This window comes from Methanocaldococcus fervens AG86 (assembly GCF_000023985.1).
In the GTDB taxonomy this organism is placed as follows: Archaea; AGJL01; Methanococci; order Methanococcales; family Methanocaldococcaceae; genus Methanocaldococcus; species Methanocaldococcus fervens.
Map to the genome: position 1 here is coordinate 499,956 of NC_013156.1, position 24,019 is coordinate 523,974.

Here is a 24,019-nt window from a genome sequence, read left to right on the forward strand (position 1 = left end):
ATCACCTTTATACCAACTTCTTTATTGCATTCCAGATTAAAAATGATTGTGGCTTTAAAATTCCTTTTTGTGGATTTAGGAATAAGATATTTTTCTTAACTAGATAAACATAAACTGGCAAAGATATGTCTTTTTTATTAACTTCATATTCATCTTTAAATAATTTTAATGCCTTTATTATATCCTCTTTTTTAATCTCAATAACTTTATTACCAATCTCTATTTTTGGTTTTGAATAATCTAAAACCTCTAAAAACATATCCAATTTAGAAATCTCATCGTTTAGCATAAAGTCCAAAACCTCTCTTAGGTCTTTAAATGTGCTTTCTTCAACAACATACTTTATATCCTTTGCCTTCCCTCCAACATAAGAATAAATTAGCTCTTTATCTTCGTTAGTTAAGTTAATATTTTCTTCTATTGCTAAAAAATCCATAAATTTTAAAGCAGTTTCTTTATCAAAATCATCTACTAATAGATACTTAGCCCTCCCCTCCAACTCTCCAGTGTTATAAACATACTCAATAAACAAACTATCAGAACTTAGACAAAGACAGTGTGCTATGTGCCTCTCCTTTGTTAAAGAAACCAAAAATTGGAATAAACTTTTTAACAAAGGCTTTTTACCGTTCATAACAATATCTTTAATCATCTGCAACTCATCTAAAATGAATACTGGTTGAACTCCCTTCTTATTTAAACTCATAAACAAATCTCTAATAAACTTAAAAACTAATCTTCCTTTTTCCTTTTCTCCAAATAATTTATTTAATATTGGCTCTGGGACTTTTATACCATAGTATAGATTTATAATATCATTTACGCTCTTTGTAAAGCTTTCTATATACGATTTTATTGTCTTTTCTTTTGAATTTTCGTCTATCTCAAATAATGCCTCGACAAAATTATCCATCGATGAAATATCATACTCCCTAAAATTAACATAAAAGACAGCATATTTTTTATTGGATTTTTTCAATTCATTGTTTATTATGTGGTTTATTAGAGCAGTTTTACCACTGTTTAACGGACCATATATAAAATAAATATCATCAGGCTCCCTATTTAAAATTCGAAGTATCTCATTAATCTCCCTCTCTCTGTTGAAGAATTTCATAGAAATCACCACTTGATATCTACTTTTTTCATGAAATCACCTATATTTTATAACAATCCCTTTATCGCATTCCAAACCAAATAACTCTGAGGTTTTAAAATCCCTTTTTGTGGATTTAAAAATAGGACATTCTTTTTAACTAAAAACTCTCTAATTTTCTTAGGTATTTTTATATCTTCAACTTCATAAGCTTCCTTAAACAATCTTAATGCATCAACAACCTTATTGTAAAGCTCTTTATCCTCTTCTTCAACATCCTCTAAGAAATATTTTAATTTTTGAATCTCATCTCTAAGCATTTCCTTTAAAACTTCTTTTAAATTTCTAATGCTACTCTCTTCAACAACATACTTTATATCTTTTGGCTTTCCCCCCACATAAGAATATATTAACTCCTTTTCATTATCAGATAGTTTTTTATTTAAAATCTCCTCAGATAAAAAGTCCATAAATTTTATTGCTGTCTCTTTATCAAAGTCATCCACTAAAATATATTTACATCTACCATATAACATTGCCTCACTATAAACCCTCTCAATGAATAAACTATCAGAACTTAGGCAGAAAACATGACATAGATGCTTATGCTTAGTTAAGGAGACAAAATAATTGAACAACTCGTAGATTAAAAATCCATTTAATTTTAAATCCCCAATTTTTTGTAGTTCATCAATAATAATTATTGATTGTTTTCCTTCTTTTTTAATGTCCATTAATACATTAGTTATATACCTAAAAACATTTTTAGTTGTTTTTTTCTTTAAAATTTCCTCTAAAGTATTTTTTGGAATAGGAATACCATACAAAGAAGGAATATCTTTTATTAAGCTTTTTATTACTTCTGTCGGTTTTTTATCATACTCATACTCTTCAAACAATACTTCAATGAAATCATCATATTTTGAAATAAAAATCTCTCTCAAATCAAAGTAAAATACAACATATTTGTCTTTATTTAATCTATTATTAATAATCTCATTAATTAAGGCAGTTTTTCCTGAATTTATAGGACCATAAATAAAATAAATATCGTCCGGCTCTCTATTTAAAATATGTAAAATATACTCCATCTCTTTTTCTCTGTTAAAAAACTTCATTCTTTCACCTTATAAAATCTCAACACCTTCATTTAAAATTGTTGAGTAAAAACTACTATATCTTAATTTATTGAATTCATTTTCACTTTTAATTATAACATTGATTAAAATCCCGTATTTAACCATAATATCAACAACTAAATCTATAATATCATCTAATTTGATATCTCCAATAACTAAAATGTCAATATCGCTCTCTTCGTTATAATCCCCTCTTGCATAAGAACCAAATAAAATAACCTTCTTTATTTTATTTCCAATTATGCATATTAACCGCTATTTTTTATAATCTCAACACAATCATACAAACTTTTAGCAATAAAATCCGCTTCTGTTTCTTCATCCTCATAAAGAATCCTTATTGTCTTACATCCAACACTCTTTCCGCAGATTATATCCCTTTCACTATCTCCAATCATCCAACTTTTTTTAAAGTCAATACCCCATTTTTCCCTTGCCTTTAAAAGCATACCGTTTCTTGGCTTTCTGCAATTGCAAGTTCCCTCCAAATGTGGGCAATAAAAGATGTCATCAATCTCTGGCAGTAATTTAAGCATGTAATCATGAATAACTTTTAAATCTTCTTCTGTCATAACACCTTTGGCAACTCCCTGCTGATTGGTTACAACTATCAACAGATAACCCATTTTTTTAAATTCAACTAACGCCTCCCTAACTTTTGGTAGTAATTTAAACTCCTCTATTTTTTTAACGTAGTCCCCAATTAGTCGTTTATTGATAACCCCATCCCTATCTAAAAAAATTGCTTTATTCATAATATCCCAAAAAATTATCTTAATATTAGCCCAATACTCTTTAACACTTCTGGTATAAATGGAGAAATTATAATCAATATTATCAGAATCTTTATCCAAAAATCAATTTTTTGATTTAATAATTCAATTTTTCTCTAATCTTTCCTCTACTAATAAAATATCTTCATTTATAGCTAAGTTTTTTAAATCATTGATTGTTATATTTGACATATTCTCACCAAAAAATTATTCCTCACCAAATAACTCATCTAAACTAACTGTTGCAGTTCCAACCTTTCCAACAACAATTGAACTTGCCTTATTTGCCAATTTAACCGCATCAACTAAATCATAACCCTTATCTAAGGCATAACCCAAAACAGCAATAAATGTATCTCCAGCCCCTGAAACGTCATGAACCTCTTTAACTTCTGTTGGGATATGGAAGATGTCTCCATCAAGTGTTATTAAAGTAGCTCCTTTTTCACTTCTTGTTATAACAAAGTTTGAATTGTATTTATCAACCAATTCCAATCCAGCTTTTTCCAATTCATTATTTTTATTCTCTATCTCCCTTCCTAAAATTTGGGAAGCTTCTTTTAAATTAGGTTTTATCAAATAAACATCCTTATAAAATTCTATGTTTTTTGGTTTTGGATCTACTAAGATTTTTCCCTTAAATTCTTTTTTTATGCCATCCATAAGTTCTTCTGTAATCAATCCTTTCGCATAATCAGAGATTATTAATATCTTTGATTCTCCATTGAGATTTTTAATAACTTCTAAGATTTTTTTAGCTAAGTTATCATTTATTGGATAAATTTTTTCATAATCAACCCTAAGCAACTGTTGATTATAACCCATAGCAACAAATCTATGCTTCACTATCGTTGGTCTCCCATCAGAAACAAAACAATATTTAATATTATTCTCATTACATAACTCTTCAATACATTTCCCAAACTCATCGTGGTTTAATATGCTTATTAAAAACACATCGTGATTTAAGGAAGATATATTGTTTGCAACATTTCCAGCTCCTCCTAAGGTATATCTTTCCTCAACAACATTTAATATTGGAACAGGAGCTTCTGGATTTATCCTTTCAACCTTTCCATAGGTATATTTATCAAGCATAACCTCTCCTAAAACAATTATCATCATTCTCCCTCTTTATTTATACTTATTTAAAATCCACTTAATTATTTTTGTTGTTGAATAACCCTCAATTAAAGGAATTATTTTTATCTCACCACCATAACCTTTAACAATCTCTGCCTCTGGTAAATCCTCCTCTTTATAATCCCCACCTTTCACATGAACATCTGGTTTAATGATTTTTATCAATTCTATCGGGGTTTCTTCATCAAAAGGGACAACAAAATCAACTGCCTTCAAGTTATCTAAAACATAAGCTCTTGAATACAAAGGAATTATAGGTCTTTTATCTCCTTTTATCTTTTTTACTGATTCATCTGAATTTATCCCAACTATTAAAACATCTCCCAACTTTTTTGCCTTATTTAAATATTCAATATGCCCCCTATGGAGTATATCAAAACAGCCATTGGTAAAGACAATTTTTAAATTCTGGCTTTTTAATTCTCTAACTATACTTTTTAATAATTTTCTATCCCCAATTATCATATTTTCCCCACTGTTCTTAAATAACCTATTTTTTAGTTAAATAATAAAAGATTTTTAACAATTAGAGTATTGCTATAATTAACCAAACAACCTCTTCTCAACCTCTTCACATATAACATGATAAATTGTCAGATGACACTCTTGTATCCTTGCTGTGTCATTAGAAGGGACTATTAAAGCTAAATCAACAATATCCTTTAATTTTCCCCCACTCTTTCCCAACAATCCAATTGTATAAATTCCCATTTCCTTAGCTTTATCAACCGCCTTTATAACATTCTCTGAGTTTCCACTTGTAGATATTCCAACTAAAATATCTCCCTCTTTTCCCAACGCCTCAACTTGCCTCTCAAAAATTCTGTCAAAACCATAATCATTACTAATAGCTGTTAAAATTGATGTGTCAGTTGTTAATGCAATTGCAGGCATACCTTTCCTTTCCAATTTAAACCTTCCTACGATTTCAGCGGCAAAATGTTGGGAATCACTTGCTGAACCACCATTTCCACAAATTAAGATTTTATTTCCCTCTTTTAATGCATTATATATAACATCAATAGCTTTTTTTAACTTCTCTTCATTTTCTTCAATAAATTTTAACTTTACATTTGCACTTTCCTCGAAATACTTTTTCATAATACCACCAAATCTATTTATACCTAACTATGTAATATTATTTTATTGGGGATAATTTAAACTTAACTAAAATTTACTTAAAGTGGGAAAATGGTAAAGAAAGCAGTGATTCCAGTAGCTGGTTTTGGAACTCGATTGTTGCCAATAACGAAAGCACAGCCAAAAGAAATGCTTCCAGTAGTTAATAAGCCAATAGTTCAGTATGTCGTTGAGGATTTAGTAGAAGCAGGAGTAAAAGATATTTTGTTTGTGACTGGGAAGGGAAAGCAGGCAATAGAAAACCACTTTGACATGAATTATGAATTAGAATGCAAATTAGAGAAATCTGGAAAATATGAACTTTTAAAAATTATTAAAGAAATTGACAAGTTAGGAAATATATTTTATGTTAGGCAGAAAGAGCAGAAAGGTTTGGGCGATGCCATCTCATATGGGGAGGACTTTGTTGGGGATGAATACTTTATAGCAATGGTTGGAGATACAATTTACTCCAAGAATATTGTAAAGGACTTAATAAAAGCCCATAAAAAATACGGTTGCTCAGTTATTGCATTAGAGAGAGTTCCTAAGGAAGAAGTTCATAAGTATGGAGTAATTGAGGGGGAAGAGATAGATGATGGAGCTTACAAAATAAAAAATATGGTTGAAAAGCCAAAGGTTGAAGAAGCTCCTTCAAATTTAATTATAACAGGGGCTTATCTTTTATCCCCAAAAATATTTGAGAAAATTAAACAAACACCTCCTGGAAGAGGGGGAGAGGTGCAAATTACAGACGCTATGAATTTATTATTAAAGGAGGAGGATATTGTAGGGATTGAGATTGACTGTAAAAGATACGATATTGGGGATGTTCTTGGATGGTTAAAGGCAAATGTAGAGATTGGAGCTGAGAAACTTCCTGAATTTAGGGAGTTTTTAAAAGAATTTGTTAAAAATTTATGATTAACTTATAGTTAATGTTATCAAAATTAATAAATGAAATTCGCTAATTTACACCTCCGAACGTAGTGAGGAGGTGTTATAAGTATCGCAATAGGAGTTTCTCCTATGCTTATGGGAGCTTTTAAAAGAATTCGTTAAAAATTTATAATTAAACTTATAGTTTTTGTGAGATTATGGATATAGCCATAATATTGGGGCTTTTAGTGGCATTGTTTTATGGCGTTGGAACATTCTTTGCAAAAATTGTTTGTGAAAAAAACCCTTTATTTCAATGGGTAGTGGTAAATGTAGTTGGGATTATACTATGTTTAATCATATTAATCAAATATAAAAATATAATTATAACTGAGCAAAAAATTCTTGGCTATGCTATAATATCGGCAATATTAGTTGTTATTGGTTCTCTAATATTATATTATGCATTATACAAAGGAAAGGCAAGTATTGTTGTTCCATTATCATCAATAGGACCAGCGATAACAGTGGCTTTATCAATACTGTTTTTAAAAGAGACGCTAACAACATACCAAATGATTGGTATAGTCCTCATAATTGTTGGCATCATTCTTCTTTCAATATCTAATTAAAAATTTTAAAAATAACAAAAATTATCAAAAATTTTTTTAACACAGAAAACATTTGCTATTGCTGTCCTTCTAAGGTTAATAAATACCTCCTTGCTCCCTGAATTCCAAGCTGTAATTTTATTGCCTTTATAAGCTCATATACATCTTCAACGGTCTCAGCATCATATAACGCCTCTTTAAACTTCTCTCTTTTTGATGGCTCTATTAAATTTAATAGATATTCAACTGTGGCAACCAACTCAATGTATTTCCTTTCCCTATTCATTAAATTATCTAATTCATTTATTATCTCTTGAATTTTTTCAGATGGCATTTATTTCACCACACACCTTTAACTTTTGAATGTGATTAAGTTAATTTAGTCGTAGGTAATATATATATTTTAATATGATTATTCATCCCCCAAAAGTGTTTTATAATTATACACAATACCTCTTTTAAACTACAAAAAAATTCAAAAAATAAAAATCAAAAAATAACAAAAATTTATGGTGATAACTTGGCAATGATTGGTTTAGTAGGGAAACCAAACGTAGGAAAATCAACAATGTTTAACGCTTTAACTGAAAAACCTGCTGAGATAGGCAATTATCCATTTACAACAATACAGCCAAATAAAGGAATTGCTTATATAACAAGCTCCTGCCCATGTAAAGAGTTAGGAGTAAAATGCAATCCAAGAAATTCAAAATGTATAGATGGAGTTAGATACATCCCAGTTGAAGTTATAGATGTTGCTGGCTTAGTTCCAGGGGCACATGAAGGTAGAGGGATGGGAAATAAGTTTTTAGATGATTTAAGGCAGGCAGATGCATTTATATTGGTTGTAGATGCCTCTGGAAAGACAGATGCTGAGGGAAATCCAACAGACAACTACGACCCAGTTGAGGATGTTAAATTCCTATTAAATGAGATAGACATGTGGATTTATAGTATTTTAACTAAAAATTGGGATAAATTGGCGAGAAGGGCTCAGCAAGAGAAAAACATAGTTAAAGCTTTAAAAGACCAACTAAGTGGGTTAAATATAGATGAAGATGATATAAAGATGGCTATTAGAGATATGGATGAAAGCCCAATTAAATGGAGTGAAGAAGATTTATTAAATTTAGCTAAAAAGCTTAGAAAAATCTCAAAACCAATGATTATTGCAGCGAATAAAGCAGACCACCCAGATGCAGAGAAGAATATTGAAAGATTAAAGAAAGAGTTTGAAGATTATATAGTTATTCCAACATCTGCTGAGATAGAGTTGGCTTTAAAAAGGGCTGAAAAGGCAGGAATTATAAAGAGGAAAGGTAATGACTTTGAGATAATTGATGAGAGTAAGTTAAATGTGCAGATGAAAAGAGCTTTTGACTATATAAAAGAGTTTCTGGAAAAATATGGAGGAACAGGAGTTCAAGAATGCATAAATAAAGCATACTTTGATTTACTAAATATGATTGTTGTCTATCCGGTTGAAGATGAGAATAAATTTTCAGATAAGCAAGGAAATGTTCTGCCAGATGCTTTTTTAGTTAAAAAAGGAACTACTGCAAGAGATTTAGCTTATAAAGTGCATACTGAATTGGGAGATAAATTTATTTATGCAATAGATGCAAAAAAGAAAATTAGGATTGGGGCTGATTATGAATTAAAGCACAATGATATCATTAAAATTGTCTCAGCCGCAAAATAAAGCTAAATACTTAAAAAAGTTTTTTACATATACCTATGGCTCAAAAACCTTACTCATACACCCAGCCAATAAACCGGCTATAGCATCATCCAAAAACATGAAGCCTTTTCTATCCAACTCTCCAATTATCCCAGGTTTTTTAGCATCATAGAATCTAAAGTTAAATATTGCCTTAGTTCCAGCAATCTCATTTGCTATGGCTAATCCAATGACCTCATCGACATACACATAATTCGGGTCTTCGTTATAATTGAATGGCAAATTGTTAGCTTTACCCTCTCTATCTAATAAAATTGCCGCAATCAACAAAGTTGATACATTTGGATTACTTAATTGCTTTAACAAAACGTCTTTAAGTTTTTCTTTAACTTTATCTTTCTCCCCCTCCTCTCCAATATATAATGCCATTCCAGTATCTAACAAACTCTCTATAGTTATACCTAAAGATTTTAACTTCTCAATAATGTCCATTCTCCCACCACCAAGTGATTATTATGGAAGATGTATTTAAAGGAATTGGAAAAGAAATTGTAAAGATTTACAAAATCCCTGAAAGGAAAGGGAGATTCTCTAACTTCAATTTTAAAAATAAAGAGGTTAATGGGCTAATTAATGCATTGGGATTTAAACTATATACTCACCAAGTTAAAGCTCTAAAATATTTATATAAAGGGAATGATGTGGTTGTTACAACATCAACAGCGAGTGGAAAGAGCGAGATTTTTAGATTAACCATATTTGACAACTTTTTATCAAATCCTAATGACAGATATCTGCTAATTTACCCAACGAGGGCTTTGATAAACAATCAATATGAAAAATTTTCCATAGAAAATGAGTTATTTTATAAGATAACTAAAAAAAGAGTTAAAGCTGAGATACTAACTGGAGATGTTAATATTAAAAAAAGAAGAGAAATTTTAAAGGATAAGCCAAACGTGCTATTTACAACGCCAGATATGCTTCACTATCAAATATTGAGGAACCATAACAGCTATTTATGGATTTTAAAGAATTTAAAGTTATTAGTTGTTGATGAACTCCACGTTTATAGGGGAGTTTTTGGAACTAACATGGTCTATGTTTTTAAGAGATTGTTAAAGCTGTTGGAAAAATTAAATAATAATTTACAGATACTCTGCCTCTCAGCTACGTTAAAAAATCCTAAAGAGTTTGCTAAGCTATTATTCAACAGAGATTTTAAGGTTGTTGACAAAAGCTATAATCCTTCACCAAGAAAGTATTTAGCCATCTTAGAGCCAAGAAATTTAGATAATAAGCAGTTATTGAAAAGACTGATAGAGAGCTTAATAAACAAGAATATAAAAACACTCGTATTCTTTGATACAAGGAAAGAAACTGAAAAACTTATGAGATTTTTGATAACATCAAATGTTTTTAATAAACTCTCAACTTATAAAGGCACTCTTCCAAAGTATGTTAGGGAGGAAGTAGAGGAGAAGTTTAAAAATGGAGAGTTATTAGGGTTGTTAACAACAAACGCATTAGAATTAGGAATTGACATTGGAGATTTAGACGCTGTAATAAACTATGGCATTCCACCGGATGGCATTTTTTCTTTAATACAAAGGTTTGGTAGGGCTGGGAGAATAGGGAGAGAGGCGTTAAACATCATAATCTTAAGAAAGGATGGGTTGGATTATTACTATAGGGAGCATTTAAATGAGCTTTATGAGAAAATTAGGAAAGGAATTATTGAATACATGCCGGTAAATACAAAAAACAAGTTTGTTGCTAAAAAGCATCTCCACTACTTAATCTCTGAATTAGGAATAGTTAATTTCAATGAATTTAACGATTTTGAGAAAGAGTTAATTAAAGAATTAGAGAAGGAAGGGAAGGTTAAGATTTACAAAAATTTGATAACAGATGGGGTTGAAGTAAAGGCTTTAAAAAAGCCGATGTATTCATCAATAAGAACTGCGAGTGATGAGAGCTATTATTTGGTTTTAGACAAACCATGGATAAAAATTAGGTTGTTGGAGAAAAATGAAAGTGAGATTTTAGGGTTTATAAATTGGCTTAAAGTTAAGGGATATGTTGTTGAAGAAGTTGATAAAGATGAATATTTTCGCTCATTAATTACCGGAATGCCATATTTCTCAAGAGGAAGGCTTTATATGGTAAAAGATATGTTAAATTTTGGAAAATTCAACTTTATCTTTGCAGATGAATTAAATATATCCTGGGATGTTGAGGCATTACAGAAAAAAGAGGAAGAGATTGATATTTTAGATATTTATGATAAAAAGAGCTATAAAGATGTGGAAATATATCATGGAAGATTGAGAGTTAGGAAAATTTACAGTGGATTTATAGTTAAAGGAAACGATGTAGATAGATATTACGAGGAGCTTTTATCTCTAAAGGATAAAGGCATTTTAGATGCTGAGATAGAGCTTTTTAAAGACTTCTTTGGTTTAAACTTCATAAGCGTTAGATTTAAAAAAGAGGTTATAAGGGACTTTGAAACTGATGGAATGTGGTACGTATTTCCAGAGAGCGTTAGGGATGTAGCTGATGAAGAATTCTTTGAATTTTTAAATGCCATAGATGAGGATGATTTGGCCATTTCAATATATAGAAATAAAAAACTTAGCAGAAAAGAGCTGTTTCCAATCTATTTAGGAGCTACTACTCACTATATAAAAAATATCATAAAAAATAAAGTTAAAGAACATTTAAATGTTAAAAAAGACACTAAAGACGTTGAAGAGCTAACTTACAAAATAAAAAAGCTTATTGACAGCAAGGATAGAATTGCTGGAGGATTGCATGCTATAGAGCATAATGTAATAAAGATAACTCCAATTTTCACATATATAGACAGTAGAGAAGTTGGTGGCTACAGCTACGAGAGATTTAACAAAAATCCATTTAGAGATAGGGCTGTTATCTTTATCTACGATGGAAATGAAGGAGGTTTTGGATTAGCTGAAATATTATATGGATATGCTGAAAAACTTCTAAACAAAAGCTTGGAACATTTAAAAAACTGCAAATGTATAGATGGCTGTCCTCTCTGCATATATTCAACAAAATGTGGAACATTTAATGAATTCTTGGATAAATGGCAGGCAATAAAGATTTTAGAAAAATTGGTTAAATAGACTCCCAATATAATATGAAACTACTATAAATGTTATTATTAGGCATAGATAAATAATATCCAATAGCGTTATTTTGATGTCATACAACGATATTTCGCTATTTTCATTATATCCTCTTGATACCATCGCTAAATACGTCCTCTCTCCCTGTTCATAGGCCCTTATAAATAAGCTCCCAACAGTATATCCAAAAATTTTTAGTGCGTCTTTAAACTTCAAATTTTTTCTATTGTATCCTCTTGATTTCTGTGCCTTTATGGTTTTTTCCATAACGTCATACATTAAAAACAAATACCTTATCATCAAACCAAGAAGCATTGCCATGATATTTGGCATTCCCAACTTCCTGGAGGCGCTTATTACCTGATACATGGTTGTTGTTGACGATAATATCATTATTGCAGAGACACACACCAAAAATTTTAAAAACATGGTTATTCCAAACATCAACCCTTCATAATAAACTGGATACCCAAACAAATTATAAATTATTGTTTCCCCTCTAACAAATGGTTGAAATGCTGCTAAAAAGACGCCAAAAGGTAAAACAACAATTGTTCTTTTAACCACATCAAAAAACGTCTTTGATAAAATCATTAAAAAAACCAAAAATATTTCCAAAATTATTAAAGAGTATATATTGCTCTGTAAATTTGCAAATAAAACTATTATAAAAATAGAAATTAACTTTATTCTTGCGTCAATTCTATGCATCAAACTTTCTTTTGTATATAACCTCTCTAAAGTATAAACACTACCATGCATAATAGCTCCCTGATTTTAGCTGTAAATTGAAAATAAAAAAGGAAAAAGATAATTTAGTTTGAGCTTGGCTTTTTTAAAACTATTGCTACTCCATAAGCAAGAGCTACCATTATTAATGTCCCTACAATCATTGCAATAACTTCTCCAACTTTACCCATTCCCTCTATTGAGTAGTCTGGCATTGGTGAAGGAGCTACTGTTCCCTCTTCTTCAAGACCTAAAGCTTGTAAGTTTTTATGTAAAGCTTCTTCATTTATAACCTTTTCAGCTGTGCTTTCTAAACCGTCTGGATTGCTTGAAGCTAAGAATGGAGCTAATATGGCAATTATTATAGCAACAACTAACCCTCCAACGAGTATTTTGTTATCCATTCAATACCACCCTATTTATTGTGTGTTTAAGCTTTTTAATAACTCAGGTTTTGCTGACTTTAAATAAGCTACAACTATTGCAGTAATAATACCTTCAATAATTCCTATGAAGAAGTGGTAGAGACCCATGTACATTAATCCCTTATCTATTGGGAACACTCCACCAATAGCCAATTCAATAGCACATATTATAGCAGCTATAAATGTAGCGCTCCATCCACCTAAGAAAGATGCCAAGGCAACATTTGATTTTTTCAAAGCCTTGAAAACATAATAACCAACAAATGCTCCAACAACTCCCATGTTGAAGATGTTAGCTCCCATGGCCAATATTCCACCATCTGCAAAGAATACACCTTGAACAATTAAAACCAACGTTAACATTAAAATTCCAGCCCATGGGCTGTCAAATACAATTGCTGTCAATGCTGAACCGACCATGTGTCCACTTGTACCCCATGGAATAGGCATGTTCATTGCCTGGATTGCAAAGATACCTGCAGCTAAAGCTGCAAACAATGGAACTGACTTCTCATCTAAGTTGTTCTTTGCCCACATTATTGACTTTGCCACAAATATCAGAGATATTATCCAAAAAAGGGCACTTTCCCATAGTGGTAGAAATCCATCTGGTATGTGCATGTTTTCACCTTTTAATATTATCCAATTGTAACATAATACTTAGTATAAGTAATACTATTTAAACTTTTTTACTCGTTATTTATTAAAAATGTCTTGAGTTAATATAAAAAATGTTACATAAAATTAAAATTAAAGAAATTGAGATACTAAATATTATTTAGATGGAATTCTTTAATATTTGAAAAATAGCAATTCTCATTTTAAGGATGATTCATGTATTAAAAAAGATAACGGATAAAAATTTGTTGAAGCCATTAAGATTATGTTTTCATTTTTGTAACTTACCAAAATAATTTTATATGTTTGTGTGTTTTGTATATTATACAATATACAATTATAATGTTATCGGTGAGGATTATGATAGATGAAAAATCAACAATTATGAAAAATATTAAACGAGGAATTGAAGAAGGGATTATTGAATTAGTAGATAATGAATCAAAAATTATTTATTATGCCTCTAAAGAGTTTAAAACAAATTTTAAAAATCCTGAAGAAAAGGTTAGAGCATCTTATTTTGTTGAATTAGTTTTGGATTATAAATATCCACCAAATAGAATTGATTTTGAAGTTCAAGTTCCAAGAAGGACACCAACAGATAGAGCAGATATTGTTGTTTTTGAAGATGATGAATTGAAAAAGCCATTTATTGTTGTTGAATGTAAGAGAGAAGGAATAACAGACGCAGAATTTGAACAAGCTATTGAGCAGTTATTTGGGAATGCAAACAGTTTAAAGGCAAAATATGGAATTGTTGTTGCTGGATTAAGAAGGAGAGCGTTTAATATTGCTGATTATCCACCATTAGAAAGGAAGAAAAATATTATTTCCGATATTCCAATAAAATATGGAAAACCAGTTAAATATAGGTTTAAAAAAGGAGGAAATATTTTTGAAGAGTTAAAGGTTGTATCAAGGGATGAATTAATAAGAGTTTTAGAGAAAGTGCATGATACTGTCTGGCAGGGAGGGAAATTAGCACCTACAACAGCTTTTGATGAAGTCTCTAAGTTAATATTTTGTAAAATTTGGGATGAAAAAACTACAAGAAAAGGGGAATATTACAGGTTTCAGATTGGTTCAAATGAAAGTGCAAAAGATGTTTTTGATAGAATAAAGAAAATTTATGAAGATGCAAAGAAAAAAGACCCTTATGTATTTGCAGAGGATATTAAATTAGAGCCAGAAATTGTTTATTCAGTAGTTGAACAATTGCAGGAAATTAATCTTAAAGACACTGATTTAGATACAAAAGGAGTGGCATTTGAAAGATTTATGGAAGACTTCTTTAAAGGGAAGATGGGACAGTATTTCACACCAAGAGAGATAATTAACTTTATGGTTGAATTTGCTATGTTGCATTTCGATGAAGATGAATATTTAAATTTAAAAGTTTTAGACCCTGCATGTGGTAGTGGTGGCTTTTTGTTGCATGTTTTGGACTTTATAAGGAGATGGGCAGAGGGTAATTATGATAAATTTGAAGCATACCAGCATTGGCATGAATTTGCTAAAAATAACATTTATGGAATTGAAATAAATGAGCAAATATCAAGAGTTTGTAAGATGAATATGATATTACATGATGATGGACATACAAACATTATAAGCTTTGATGCTTTGGAAGATTTTGAGAAGATTGAAAAAATTCATAAGGACTTTAAAAAAGGAAGTTTTGATTTAATTTTGACAAATCCACCATTTGGAGCAAAGATAAAAAAGAGTGAAAGAAAATATATTGAAAACTATGAATTAGGAAAAGGAAGAACAAGCCAAAAAACAGAGATTTTATTTATTGAGAGATGTTGGGAATTTTTAAAAGAAGGAGGGATTTTGGGAATTGTCTTACCAGATGGAATTTTAACAAATAGCACTTTACAGTATGTAAGGGACTTTATTTTAAATAGATTTAGAGTTTTAGCAGTTATTTCACTGCCAAACTTTGCATTTACTCATTACGGTGCAGGAGTTAAAAGTTCATTAGTGTTTTTACAAAAGAAGAAAGAAGGGGAAGATTTAGGAAATTATCCAATATTTATGGCAATTGCTGAACATATTGGCTATGATGCAACAGGAAGGAAGGATGAAAAAAATGATTTACCTGATATTTTAGAAGCATATAAAGAATTTTTAAAAACTGGTAAATTAAAAAAAAATTTAAATTTTGAGGGTTTTATTGTTTATAGAAATGAATTAGAAGGAAGGTTGGATGCTTATTATTACAAAGATGAGTTTAGAGAGTTGGAAAAGAAGTTAAAAAAATCAAAATTCAAAATTACGACTCTTGGAAAAATTGCTCATGTATTTGATGGGCCTTTTGGCTCAGAATTAAAAAATGAAGAGTATGTTGATAGTGGAATACCACTTATAAGGGTTCAGAATATTAAAGATAATAGGTTAGTACTTACACGAGATAATACTGTATATATTAGCGTAGAAAAACATCAAAAATTAAAACGGTCAGAAGTTCTGCCTGGTGATGTTGTTGTAACAAAAACAGGATGGCTGGGAAATGCCGCAGTTGTACCAGAAGAAGTTAAGAAAGCAAACATTAGAGCGGATATTGCAGGAATCAGAATTAAATCAGAAGAAATAAGCCCAGAATATCTTGCTATTTATATTAGTTCAAATATTGGTAAAAAATTGTGTTATAGACTATCTTCTGGAAGTACAAGAGACAGAATAATAATTGAAAATCTTAGAAAACTAAAAATTATAGTTCCACCAAAAGACATTCAAGAAAAAATAGTTCAAATAATGGAGAATGCCTATAAATTAAAAAAACAGAAAGAAAAAGAAGCAGAAGAATTATTAAATTCAATTGATGACTATGTTTTAAAAGAGTTGGGTATAGAAATACCAGAAATTGAAGAAAGTAAAATATTTATTGTTGATTTTAATGATATTATAAAAAATAAAAGGTTAGATGCTGAATTTAACCAAGAAAAATATAAAATTCTAATGGATGCAGTTGAAAAAGGGAAATATAAGACGGTTGAAGTTGGGAAGGTATTTAAATATATTAAAAAAGGTATAGAAGTTGGTTCAAATGCATATACAAAAGAAGGTATTCCATTCATTAGAGTTTCAGATATTGACGATTATAAAATACATTTTGAGAATGCAGATAAAAAAATAAATCCTAAACTCTACAAAGAATTAAAAGATAAATACAAGCCACAAGTTGGAGATTTATTATATTCAAAAGATGGAACTATAGGATTTTGTGTAATGGTTGAAGAAGACAGAGATTTTATAATAAGTGGGGGAATTCTAAGATTAAAAGTTAAAGATAATATAAATCCATACTACATAAAAGTAATATTATCAACTAAGCTTTTAAAGACATTAGCCGAGCAGAGAAGCATAGGGGCAGTTATAAAACATCTGAGGGAAGTAGAATTTAAAAAATTAAAAATTCCATTACCACCAAAAGAAATTCAAGATAAAATAGCAGAAGAAGTAAAAAGAAGAATAAAAAAAGCACAACAATTAAAAAAAGAAAGTAAAAAAGTTATTGAAGAAGCAAAAAAAGAGGTTGAGAAAATTTTATTGGGTGAATAATAATGGTTAGAGTTTCCTATCAAGTAATTTTTAGGGGGGAGGATTTTAGGGAAGTATTAAAATCAATATTAGAAGAAACTTTTGAAGATGTGTTTGATGAGTTTATTGAGAGTATTCCTTTAGAAGAGATTAGTATTGAAATAAAATATTACTATCAAGTTCCCAATAGTGAGATATGTATTATTGGATTTAGTTTAGATTTACCTGAAGTATCTAAATCTGAAGAATGGGAATATATTGACAAATTTATAAGAACATTTAACAAAGAACTTTTGAAAAATGATAATATAGATACTGCATTTAAGTTTTATGATGAAAACTTATTAAATCAATTAGAAAAACTGTATAAAGAAATATTTGAAGTAGAAATGAAATTAAGGGAAGTTTTAACTTTTATTTTTATTGATAATTATAAAGATGACAATTATTATGATTTATTAAGAGATTACAAATTTAATAATAAATCATCATTATATTCTCTATACCCTAATCTAAAAAATGTAAAACAAAAAGAAGAATTTCTAAAGAAAAAATTAGAAAATGAATTTTTCTATCTGCTTTTTAGCAACTATAAAGAATTTAAAAAAGAAAATCTTAAAGAATTGAATAATAAAGATTTAGTTAAATATATACAAAATGCTGAAGATTTTAACAAATATAAAGAAATTATTGAAAACAGAGGGATAATTATACCTGAATATGAAGATTTTTTATTATCAATTGAAGAAGATTTAAATAATTTAGAGAAAATTAGAAATTGTGTTGCACACAATAGAACCCCTACAAAAAAAGAATTAGAAAATTATGAAAAAGCTGTAAAAGATATTAAAAATAAAATTAACACATTTTTAGATAATATAAACTCGAAAATTAAGCCTTCTACAATTTATATAGAAGAACTTATAAAGCCAAAAGTCATTTTTGCTACAATTTATGTAGAAGAAATGCCCAATATGCCTGGCGTATATAGACAAAATGCTACAACTTTAGAATTTGAAAATGGAGAAATTGAGGAAGTGGATATTGGGGATGAAATGATTCATGGGGATAATATCTATGAAGTAGAAGATGACTTTAAAAAACTGCTATTAAACTATTTAAAAGAAAATGGCTATGATGTTAGTTATTTAGACAAATCAAATATTGAGATAGAAAAGATATAACAAATTTCTTTTTTAATATAGAACAACAATTTAGCATTCAGTTATTAGTATAAGAACTATTTTTTGTGATACCATGAACTGGATTGAGAAATATATAGAAATATTACAATGTCCTTACTGCAGAGGAGATTTATATTTAGATAAGGATAAAAATAAGTTGATATGTAAAAAATGTGGTAAGGTTTATGATATAATCGATGGAATCCCTATATTATTAAGATACTGAGGGATAGGATGAGGTTGTTTTTAGCAATTGATATCCCAGAAGAGATAAAAGAAGAAATAGCTAAGTTTCAAGAGCAATTTAAAATGAAAGGGATAAAGTTGGTAGAAAAAGAGAATTTACATATAACAGTTAAATTTTTAGGAGAAGTTGATGAAGAAAAATTAAAAGAAATATTGGATTTAGATTTATCAATTCAGCCAATAAAAATAAAATTAAAACACATTGGAACTTTTCCAAACTCTAACTATATAAGAGTCATCTGGATTGGGGCTTATAACAATAACCTTATAGAGATTTTTAAAGAAGTTGATAAAAAACTATCAAACTTAGGATTTAAAAGAGAAAGAGAATACGTTCCACATTTAACAATAGGAAGAGTTAAATTCATAGATAACAAGAAAAAACTAAAAGATAGAATTGAAAAATATAAAGATATTGACTTTGGAGAGTTTGAAGCAAAGCATATAAAGCTCTATAAATCAACTTTAACCCCAAACGGCCCAATATATGAGGTTATAAAAGAGTGGTGATTATGCTCTCTGAGAATCAGCAAAAGATACACTACATCATCAACTTATTAACAAATGGGGGTAAAAAGAAATGGGTAAAGCAGACAGTTTTATTTGCTCTTATTTATTATTTTATAAAATTGGGTATTTTTAGGGGATATGATTATGCTCCAACACCGTTTATGTGGGAAGATAAGATAAAATTCATAAACATATCTTATGATGCAATAAATGATTTAAATTTTCTCTTAGATAACAATTATTTAAATGAAATTTTGCTATCAGTTAAAGGTTTAAATGAATTTATTGTTGGATATAGCATTAGAAAAAAGATAGATTACAATTTCAACCCAAAAGATAAGGAAATAATTGATAACACATTATTTGAGAATGGAAATTTAAAAGAAATACAAATAACTGAAGATGGGGCAATAATAAAGTCAAAAAAAGAAGATATTGAAATAAAAATTACAAACATTGATAAAATCAGCTATAAATCAAAAAGCTACATAATGAAGGTATCGTTATGGGATTCAAATATTTAAAAATAAAAAATCCAAAGGTAATTTTGACTGAGTGGATTCCTTTTGGTAAGAATTACATGACAGAATTTATAGATAGGATTACATTGAAAGGATATCAAAGAAAGAGAATTAAGTATTTTACAGCATCTGAAAAAAGAGATATAAAGGATAAAGCAATTTTTGAAACCTCAGAGTATCAAACAACTGTAAATATTATAGACTTTATTCCAGAAACCTCAGTAAAGTTCACAGCAGAAATTACTGGAAATGGAAAGAAAGACGTCTTTATCTATGTTGATTATCTTGGAAGATGTATCTACGCTTCAGAAATAACTAAAGCTGGAGATGAAGAGGAGGAGATAAGTTTAGATAACCTCTCATTTATAATTCCTGATTTAATCTTAGATTCTTCAAGAATCATGAGCCATTTAATTGCTCCACCACAGAGATATTTGTTGGAAACTCTATATGGCGAGATAAAGGTATATAAACACGTTACTGTTTTGACAGAAACAGAAATCACCATAAATGAAAATACTTTGGTAGAGATTAGCCAAGTTATTGGTGCTGTTAAAAATATAATTAGAGTAGATAACGGCTTAATAATATTCGGAGATTTTGGAATATTCATATCAAATCCAAATCCAGAGAAGTTCGAAAAATTCATCTACTACTACCCATTTATAAGGAGTATTACCGGAGTTTCAAGGGATTTGTTTTTTAAATTGAACACGATATCTTCAAGATTGGAGATCATCAGTAGTAATCTCGAATCAGGAGTTGATTTAGAGGATATATCTGAAATTAGAGGAGAGTTGAGTAGGATTGATAGAGAGTTAGCAGTTATAGGAATTGTTTATGGGTATTTAAAAGAAATCGTTGAATTTTTAAACTCCTCATATCCTCCAAACTTTGGAGATTTTGATTTAATGATTTTAGAGAAAATTGAAACAGAGAGGAAGTTAAAAAGATTGAATTATAGGATTGAAGAGATAGGAAACGTTTTAGCAAGTAACAACAGTTTAGCAACAAGCTTAGCAAGATTATTGACAACAATATCTGAGGATTTAGAAAGAAAGATAGCCAATCAATTAGCTGAAAATACAAAATACCAAGTAGCTATTGGAGAGGCAATGGAAGTTTTAGAAATTGGAATTTTTGGAGTCTATGCGTTGGAAGCAGCCCATATTTTACTACTAACCTCTGGAAAAGAAAATATACTGAAATATGCCAAAATATTTGGATTCCCTTTAGAATTTTGGATAATACTGACTGTTACAATCCTTGGAATTTACATTGGGAAGGTTATTATTGAATATAGAAAAAAGAGAGTTTTAAGAGAATAAATCATCTTCTCCAAACGCATTATCTTCAATATTATCTGATTTTTTTAGATTTTCAGATTCCATATAATCTTCTTCCCATATTTTAACAATATCTAAATCTTCTCCTCCATATCTTCCATCAAATCTATCCACTTTAACAATTGCAGGCACCTTTATGCAAGGCCCCAAAACTATAGCCTCTCCAATGTTTAAACTTGTTAATTGCCTAATTAAATCCTCACTTAAATTTTCAGATGCCATTTGAACGTGTTTTTGGTCTGTAGGCTCAATAAGCTTAGATATTATTAAGTTAGAGCATTGGGAGAGGGTTTCAGCATCTAAGGTTTTAGGTCTTTGTGAGACGAGGCAGAGACCAACTCCGAACTTTCTTCCCTCCCTTGCTATCCTACTTAAATAATATTTAGCCCTTGTTTTTCTATTTTGAGGGGCTATTAAATGAGCTTCTTCAAAAATCATAAATATTGGTTTAGCAGCTCTTCTCCCATTATTAATAATAATCTTCTTCCTATCATCTAAAACTGCTTTAATTATATATGAAACAACGATATCTACTGCATTCTCATCCAACTCTTCCATTGGGATTACATTTATGTAATGCTCTTTAATGTCATTAATTGGATTGTAGTGGAGGGTTATGATATTTTTTCTAAACTGTAGCATATCCTCCAATCTAAATATAGCCGTTTGAATACTACTCTCATCTTTTTTGTAGTTGTCATCTGACTTATACTCATCCAATTTTTCAATTATTGCATTTATATAATCTTCAACTGTACTAAAATCACTTTCTTTAAACTTTTCTTGGATTTCCTTAACTGCCTTCCTTATGTATGGCCTTTGCTTTGTTGCCTGTGCATCTACTCCAGCCAAATCACATAAATCTTCGTTATTTATCCTATAAATGTTTATTTTTGGCTCAATAACATGAACTCTAAGCTTTTCACTTTCACAGTAAATATCTCTATACTCCCCATGCATATCAAAGACCAAAACAGTTGCTTTAAGCTTATTAAGCTCTCTAAGCAAAACAGCCACTGTATTTGACTTACCCATCCCGGTCATCGCCAATATTGCCAAATGCCTTGAGCATAGCTTGTTTGCATCTAATTTAACCTCCACATCTTCCCTTGTAACCAAACGCCCTATCTTTAAATGCCCACTACCAAAAACCTTTTTTAACAATTCATCTTCAGCTTTATAAATTGGAATTCCTGGTTTTGGCGGAACTCTTGGCAACTTTAAAGCCCCATTTTCCTCCAATTCCCCAACATCTCCTAAAACCTTTATTTTTCCCAGTATGTAGTAGGAGGAATTATCTTCAAATTCTCTAATCTTTTCTAAATGCTCAATATTTAAAATATCCTCTAAAGCCATGTTTCCTTGGATTGTGCTTTCAACCATTCCCAATAATTCGGAGTTATCATAATTTATTTTAACATAATCTCCAACTTTTGGAGCTTCCTTCGCCAAAAATGTTAGTTCATCAATCCTTGTCTCTCCTACTGTATATCCAATAACTCCATTATTCATCTAATCACCATAATTCTCAATTACTTTTATCTTTAAATTATTTTCCTCTTCATTTTTAACTTCATTTTTAATTTCTTCAGTATTTTCTCCCTCTTCTTCCAATTCATCCTCATTAATTATAACTCCTCCTTTAGTTCTTGGGGCAATATCTTTAATTATTTTCATAATGTCTTCATTCTCATCAGCTAATATTTTGACGAATATTCCTCCGTGTGTGTCTATATCAAAATTCACCGCCCCTACATAGGCAGCTTGCTTATTTAAATAAAATTTTGTTGCCTTTTCACTCATCCCTTTCTCTAAAACCATTCTTGCAGCATCCAGTATAGCCTGACTTCTTAAAAGCTCTTTTAATCTATCTACATTTCTTGTTTTTCCTTCCCATTTCCTAAACTCGTTATCTTCTTCAATAAAGTTCAATTTTGCTCTTGGGAATATATTTAGTATAGCTTTTTTGACCTTATATTTGTCTTCAGTGGGCTTCACCCTTGCTCTAATTACAACCTCCATAATATCACCAAATTTTAAAATATTTTATATTTTTTATATTTATTTTAGTTTCATTATTATCTCAATTATCTCATTAAATTATTTTTTTATATTCAAATAACAGATAGTTCCAATGAGGATTATAAATATTGCTGAAAACTTATACATCCCTGCTATTCCTAAAATATCTGCCAAAAATCCAAATGAAACTGCACCTATAAGCATCCCAATATTTATACTTGTTGTAAAAAGCCCCATAGCTTCGCCCTTCCTGTATATTGGAATATCTTTAATTGCGAGAGAGGTTGTTGAATTTGAAGTTATCGAGCCGCCAATTGCCACAATTGTTAATGAAGCTAATATATTCAAAAATGTTGTTGACATTGAAAGCAGATACATGCCTAAAGCTACTATAAAAACTCCAATAATAATGGTTATATTCCCAAACTTATCGTAGAGTTTCCCAAATCTTCTTTGAAAAATAGCTATTAATATGTTTGTTGCTGCAATTATAAAACCAACTTGAGATATGGAGATGCCATACATGATTGCATATAACGCCAAATAGGCAATTATTCCTGAATTTATCATTATATAAGAGGTGTTAATAATAAAAGAGGATAAGAAATTCCTATTTTTTAAAAATTCATAAGAAAACAAATTTGATACCTTAATATCTTTTTTTATATTTTCATTGAAAGCTATATCTTTCAACTTTGCATAACTTATAATCGCTGCCAAAATTCCCAAAAATCCGCAAACATAAAATGGCGTTTTAATCCCATACATATCTGCGAGAAGCCCTCCTACAAACGGTCCAACTCCAAAACCCAATGTAATTGATGAGTTAAAAATTCCCATATACTCTCCTAATCGCCCTTTTGGAGCTATAGCAGCTATATAAGAGCCAGCTACAGGTGTTACAAAGGCTGAAAAGATTCCTGTAAAAATCCTCACAATTAAAAGACCTAAAACACTGCTAACAAAACTATACATTAAGGTAAAAATTCCATAAAAAAAGGTTCCACAAACGATGAAAAATTTCTTCCCGTATATGTCAGATAACACCCCAACAGGAATTTGAGCTATAGTCCTTGCTAGTGCAAATGAACCAAATATTATGCCAATTTCCAAATTTGAAGCCCCCAGTGTTTGGGCAAATATTGCCATTATTGGAGCTATGAATCCAACGCCAAGCATTGTTATGAATGTGGTAATCCAAACGATAAAAATATCTCCGCCAAAAAATTTCATAAAACCACCGAAAATTTAAAATTTTATACCAATCTAAAAAATA

The 24,019-nt window shown here is 29.9% G+C and carries 25 protein-coding genes; 10 read left to right on the forward strand and 15 right to left on the reverse strand.

The window, feature by feature from the left end; all coding sequences use genetic code 11:
* Window positions 1-7: 7 nt before the first annotated feature.
* From MEFER_RS02655 to gmhA, 7 genes are all read right to left on the reverse strand, one after another.
* Complete coding sequence (locus MEFER_RS02655; RefSeq protein ID WP_015791086.1) at window positions 8-1,117, reverse strand: ATP-binding protein; 1,110 nt, start codon at window positions 1,115-1,117, stop codon at window positions 8-10.
* A 47-nt stretch (window positions 1,118-1,164) separates the two neighbouring features.
* Window positions 1,165-2,214, reverse strand: coding sequence for an ATP-binding protein (locus MEFER_RS02660; RefSeq protein ID WP_015791087.1), 1,050 nt, complete (start codon window positions 2,212-2,214; stop codon window positions 1,165-1,167).
* A gap of 9 nt (window positions 2,215-2,223) precedes the next feature.
* Window positions 2,224-2,484: a nucleotidyltransferase domain-containing protein gene (locus MEFER_RS08600; protein ID WP_048056297.1), complete on the reverse strand. Its 261-nt coding sequence runs from the start codon at window positions 2,482-2,484 to the stop codon at window positions 2,224-2,226.
* A complete protein-coding gene (locus MEFER_RS02670; protein WP_342626776.1) occupies window positions 2,484-3,050 on the reverse strand; it encodes a D-glycero-alpha-D-manno-heptose-1,7-bisphosphate 7-phosphatase in 567 nt (188 codons plus the stop codon). Before MEFER_RS02670 ends, MEFER_RS08600 begins: the two co-directional genes overlap by 1 nt.
* A gap of 165 nt (window positions 3,051-3,215) precedes the next feature.
* Entirely contained in the window at window positions 3,216-4,130 is a 915-nt protein-coding gene (locus tag MEFER_RS02675) for a bifunctional heptose 7-phosphate kinase/heptose 1-phosphate adenyltransferase (RefSeq protein ID WP_015791089.1), read from the reverse strand.
* A 12-nt stretch (window positions 4,131-4,142) separates the two neighbouring features.
* Entirely contained in the window at window positions 4,143-4,616 is a 474-nt protein-coding gene (gene rfaE2 / locus MEFER_RS02680) for a D-glycero-beta-D-manno-heptose 1-phosphate adenylyltransferase (RefSeq protein WP_015791090.1), read from the reverse strand.
* Between the two features lie 78 nt (window positions 4,617-4,694).
* Window positions 4,695-5,252: a D-sedoheptulose 7-phosphate isomerase gene (gene gmhA / locus MEFER_RS02685; protein ID WP_015791091.1), complete on the reverse strand. Its 558-nt coding sequence runs from the start codon at window positions 5,250-5,252 to the stop codon at window positions 4,695-4,697.
* Window positions 5,253-5,342: 90 nt separating this feature from the next.
* Between gmhA and galU the strand changes: the two genes are divergently transcribed.
* On the forward strand, window positions 5,343-6,194 hold the full coding sequence (galU, locus tag MEFER_RS02690; protein WP_015791092.1) for a UTP--glucose-1-phosphate uridylyltransferase GalU: 852 nt from the start codon (window positions 5,343-5,345) through the stop codon (window positions 6,192-6,194).
* Window positions 6,195-6,367: 173 nt separating this feature from the next.
* Window positions 6,368-6,781: an EamA family transporter gene (locus MEFER_RS02695; protein WP_015791093.1), complete on the forward strand. Its 414-nt coding sequence runs from the start codon at window positions 6,368-6,370 to the stop codon at window positions 6,779-6,781.
* A gap of 55 nt (window positions 6,782-6,836) precedes the next feature.
* Here MEFER_RS02695 and MEFER_RS02700 read toward each other — a convergent pair whose 3' ends face one another.
* Window positions 6,837-7,094, reverse strand: a complete 258-nt coding sequence (locus tag MEFER_RS02700; RefSeq protein ID WP_015791094.1) for a hypothetical protein — start codon at window positions 7,092-7,094, stop codon at window positions 6,837-6,839.
* A 192-nt stretch (window positions 7,095-7,286) separates the two neighbouring features.
* On the opposite strand from MEFER_RS02700, the gene MEFER_RS02705 reads away from it, so the two are divergent.
* Complete coding sequence (locus MEFER_RS02705; protein WP_015791095.1) at window positions 7,287-8,462, forward strand: redox-regulated ATPase YchF; 1,176 nt, start codon at window positions 7,287-7,289, stop codon at window positions 8,460-8,462.
* A 33-nt stretch (window positions 8,463-8,495) separates the two neighbouring features.
* On the opposite strand, the gene cobZ is transcribed toward MEFER_RS02705, so the two are convergent.
* Window positions 8,496-8,933: an alpha-ribazole phosphatase CobZ gene (cobZ, locus tag MEFER_RS02710; protein ID WP_015791096.1), complete on the reverse strand. Its 438-nt coding sequence runs from the start codon at window positions 8,931-8,933 to the stop codon at window positions 8,496-8,498.
* Between the two features lie 23 nt (window positions 8,934-8,956).
* On the opposite strand from cobZ, the gene MEFER_RS02715 reads away from it, so the two are divergent.
* Window positions 8,957-11,593 carry a DEAD/DEAH box helicase gene (locus MEFER_RS02715; protein WP_015791097.1) on the forward strand — a complete coding sequence of 879 codons (2,637 nt, stop codon included), beginning with the start codon at window positions 8,957-8,959 and terminating at the stop codon, window positions 11,591-11,593.
* On the opposite strand, the gene cbiQ is transcribed toward MEFER_RS02715, so the two are convergent.
* Genes cbiQ through cbiM form a run of 3 tightly spaced genes read right to left on the reverse strand, consistent with a single transcriptional unit; the run spans window position 11,573 to window position 13,371 of the window.
* Window positions 11,573-12,358, reverse strand: a complete 786-nt coding sequence (cbiQ, locus tag MEFER_RS02720) for a cobalt ECF transporter T component CbiQ (RefSeq protein ID WP_015791098.1) — start codon at window positions 12,356-12,358, stop codon at window positions 11,573-11,575. The genes MEFER_RS02715 and cbiQ overlap by 21 nt on opposite strands.
* A gap of 53 nt (window positions 12,359-12,411) precedes the next feature.
* On the reverse strand, window positions 12,412-12,729 hold the full coding sequence (locus MEFER_RS02725) for a PDGLE domain-containing protein (protein ID WP_015791099.1): 318 nt from the start codon (window positions 12,727-12,729) through the stop codon (window positions 12,412-12,414).
* 15 nt (window positions 12,730-12,744) lie between these two features.
* A complete protein-coding gene (gene cbiM / locus MEFER_RS02730; RefSeq protein ID WP_015791100.1) occupies window positions 12,745-13,371 on the reverse strand; it encodes a cobalt transporter CbiM in 627 nt (208 codons plus the stop codon).
* Between the two features lie 357 nt (window positions 13,372-13,728).
* Between cbiM and MEFER_RS08190 the strand changes: the two genes are divergently transcribed.
* From MEFER_RS08190 to MEFER_RS02755, 6 genes are all read left to right on the forward strand, one after another.
* Window positions 13,729-16,935, forward strand: coding sequence for an N-6 DNA methylase (locus tag MEFER_RS08190; RefSeq protein WP_015791101.1), 3,207 nt, complete (start codon window positions 13,729-13,731; stop codon window positions 16,933-16,935).
* A gap of 2 nt (window positions 16,936-16,937) precedes the next feature.
* Window positions 16,938-18,098, forward strand: a complete 1,161-nt coding sequence (locus tag MEFER_RS02740) for a hypothetical protein (protein WP_015791102.1) — start codon at window positions 16,938-16,940, stop codon at window positions 18,096-18,098.
* Window positions 18,099-18,171: 73 nt separating this feature from the next.
* On the forward strand, window positions 18,172-18,324 hold the full coding sequence (locus MEFER_RS08275; RefSeq protein ID WP_015791103.1) for a Trm112 family protein: 153 nt from the start codon (window positions 18,172-18,174) through the stop codon (window positions 18,322-18,324).
* A gap of 8 nt (window positions 18,325-18,332) precedes the next feature.
* Window positions 18,333-18,854: an RNA 2',3'-cyclic phosphodiesterase gene (gene thpR, locus MEFER_RS02745; RefSeq protein ID WP_015791104.1), complete on the forward strand. Its 522-nt coding sequence runs from the start codon at window positions 18,333-18,335 to the stop codon at window positions 18,852-18,854.
* Between the two features lie 2 nt (window positions 18,855-18,856).
* Window positions 18,857-19,378, forward strand: coding sequence for a hypothetical protein (locus MEFER_RS02750; RefSeq protein ID WP_015791105.1), 522 nt, complete (start codon window positions 18,857-18,859; stop codon window positions 19,376-19,378).
* Entirely contained in the window at window positions 19,360-20,703 is a 1,344-nt protein-coding gene (locus tag MEFER_RS02755; RefSeq protein WP_015791106.1) for a hypothetical protein, read from the forward strand. Before MEFER_RS02750 ends, MEFER_RS02755 begins: the two co-directional genes overlap by 19 nt.
* Here the strand turns inward: MEFER_RS02755 and MEFER_RS02760 are convergent.
* The 3 genes from MEFER_RS02760 to MEFER_RS02770 form a co-directional block, all read right to left on the reverse strand.
* Window positions 20,692-22,233 carry a helicase HerA-like domain-containing protein gene (locus tag MEFER_RS02760; protein WP_015791107.1) on the reverse strand — a complete coding sequence of 514 codons (1,542 nt, stop codon included), beginning with the start codon at window positions 22,231-22,233 and terminating at the stop codon, window positions 20,692-20,694. The genes MEFER_RS02755 and MEFER_RS02760 overlap by 12 nt on opposite strands.
* Window positions 22,234-22,743, reverse strand: coding sequence for an RNA-binding domain-containing protein (locus tag MEFER_RS02765; RefSeq protein ID WP_015791108.1), 510 nt, complete (start codon window positions 22,741-22,743; stop codon window positions 22,234-22,236). It abuts the gene before it with no gap.
* A gap of 78 nt (window positions 22,744-22,821) precedes the next feature.
* On the reverse strand, window positions 22,822-23,976 hold the full coding sequence (locus MEFER_RS02770; protein ID WP_015791109.1) for an MFS transporter: 1,155 nt from the start codon (window positions 23,974-23,976) through the stop codon (window positions 22,822-22,824).
* Window positions 23,977-24,019 lie beyond the last annotated feature (43 nt).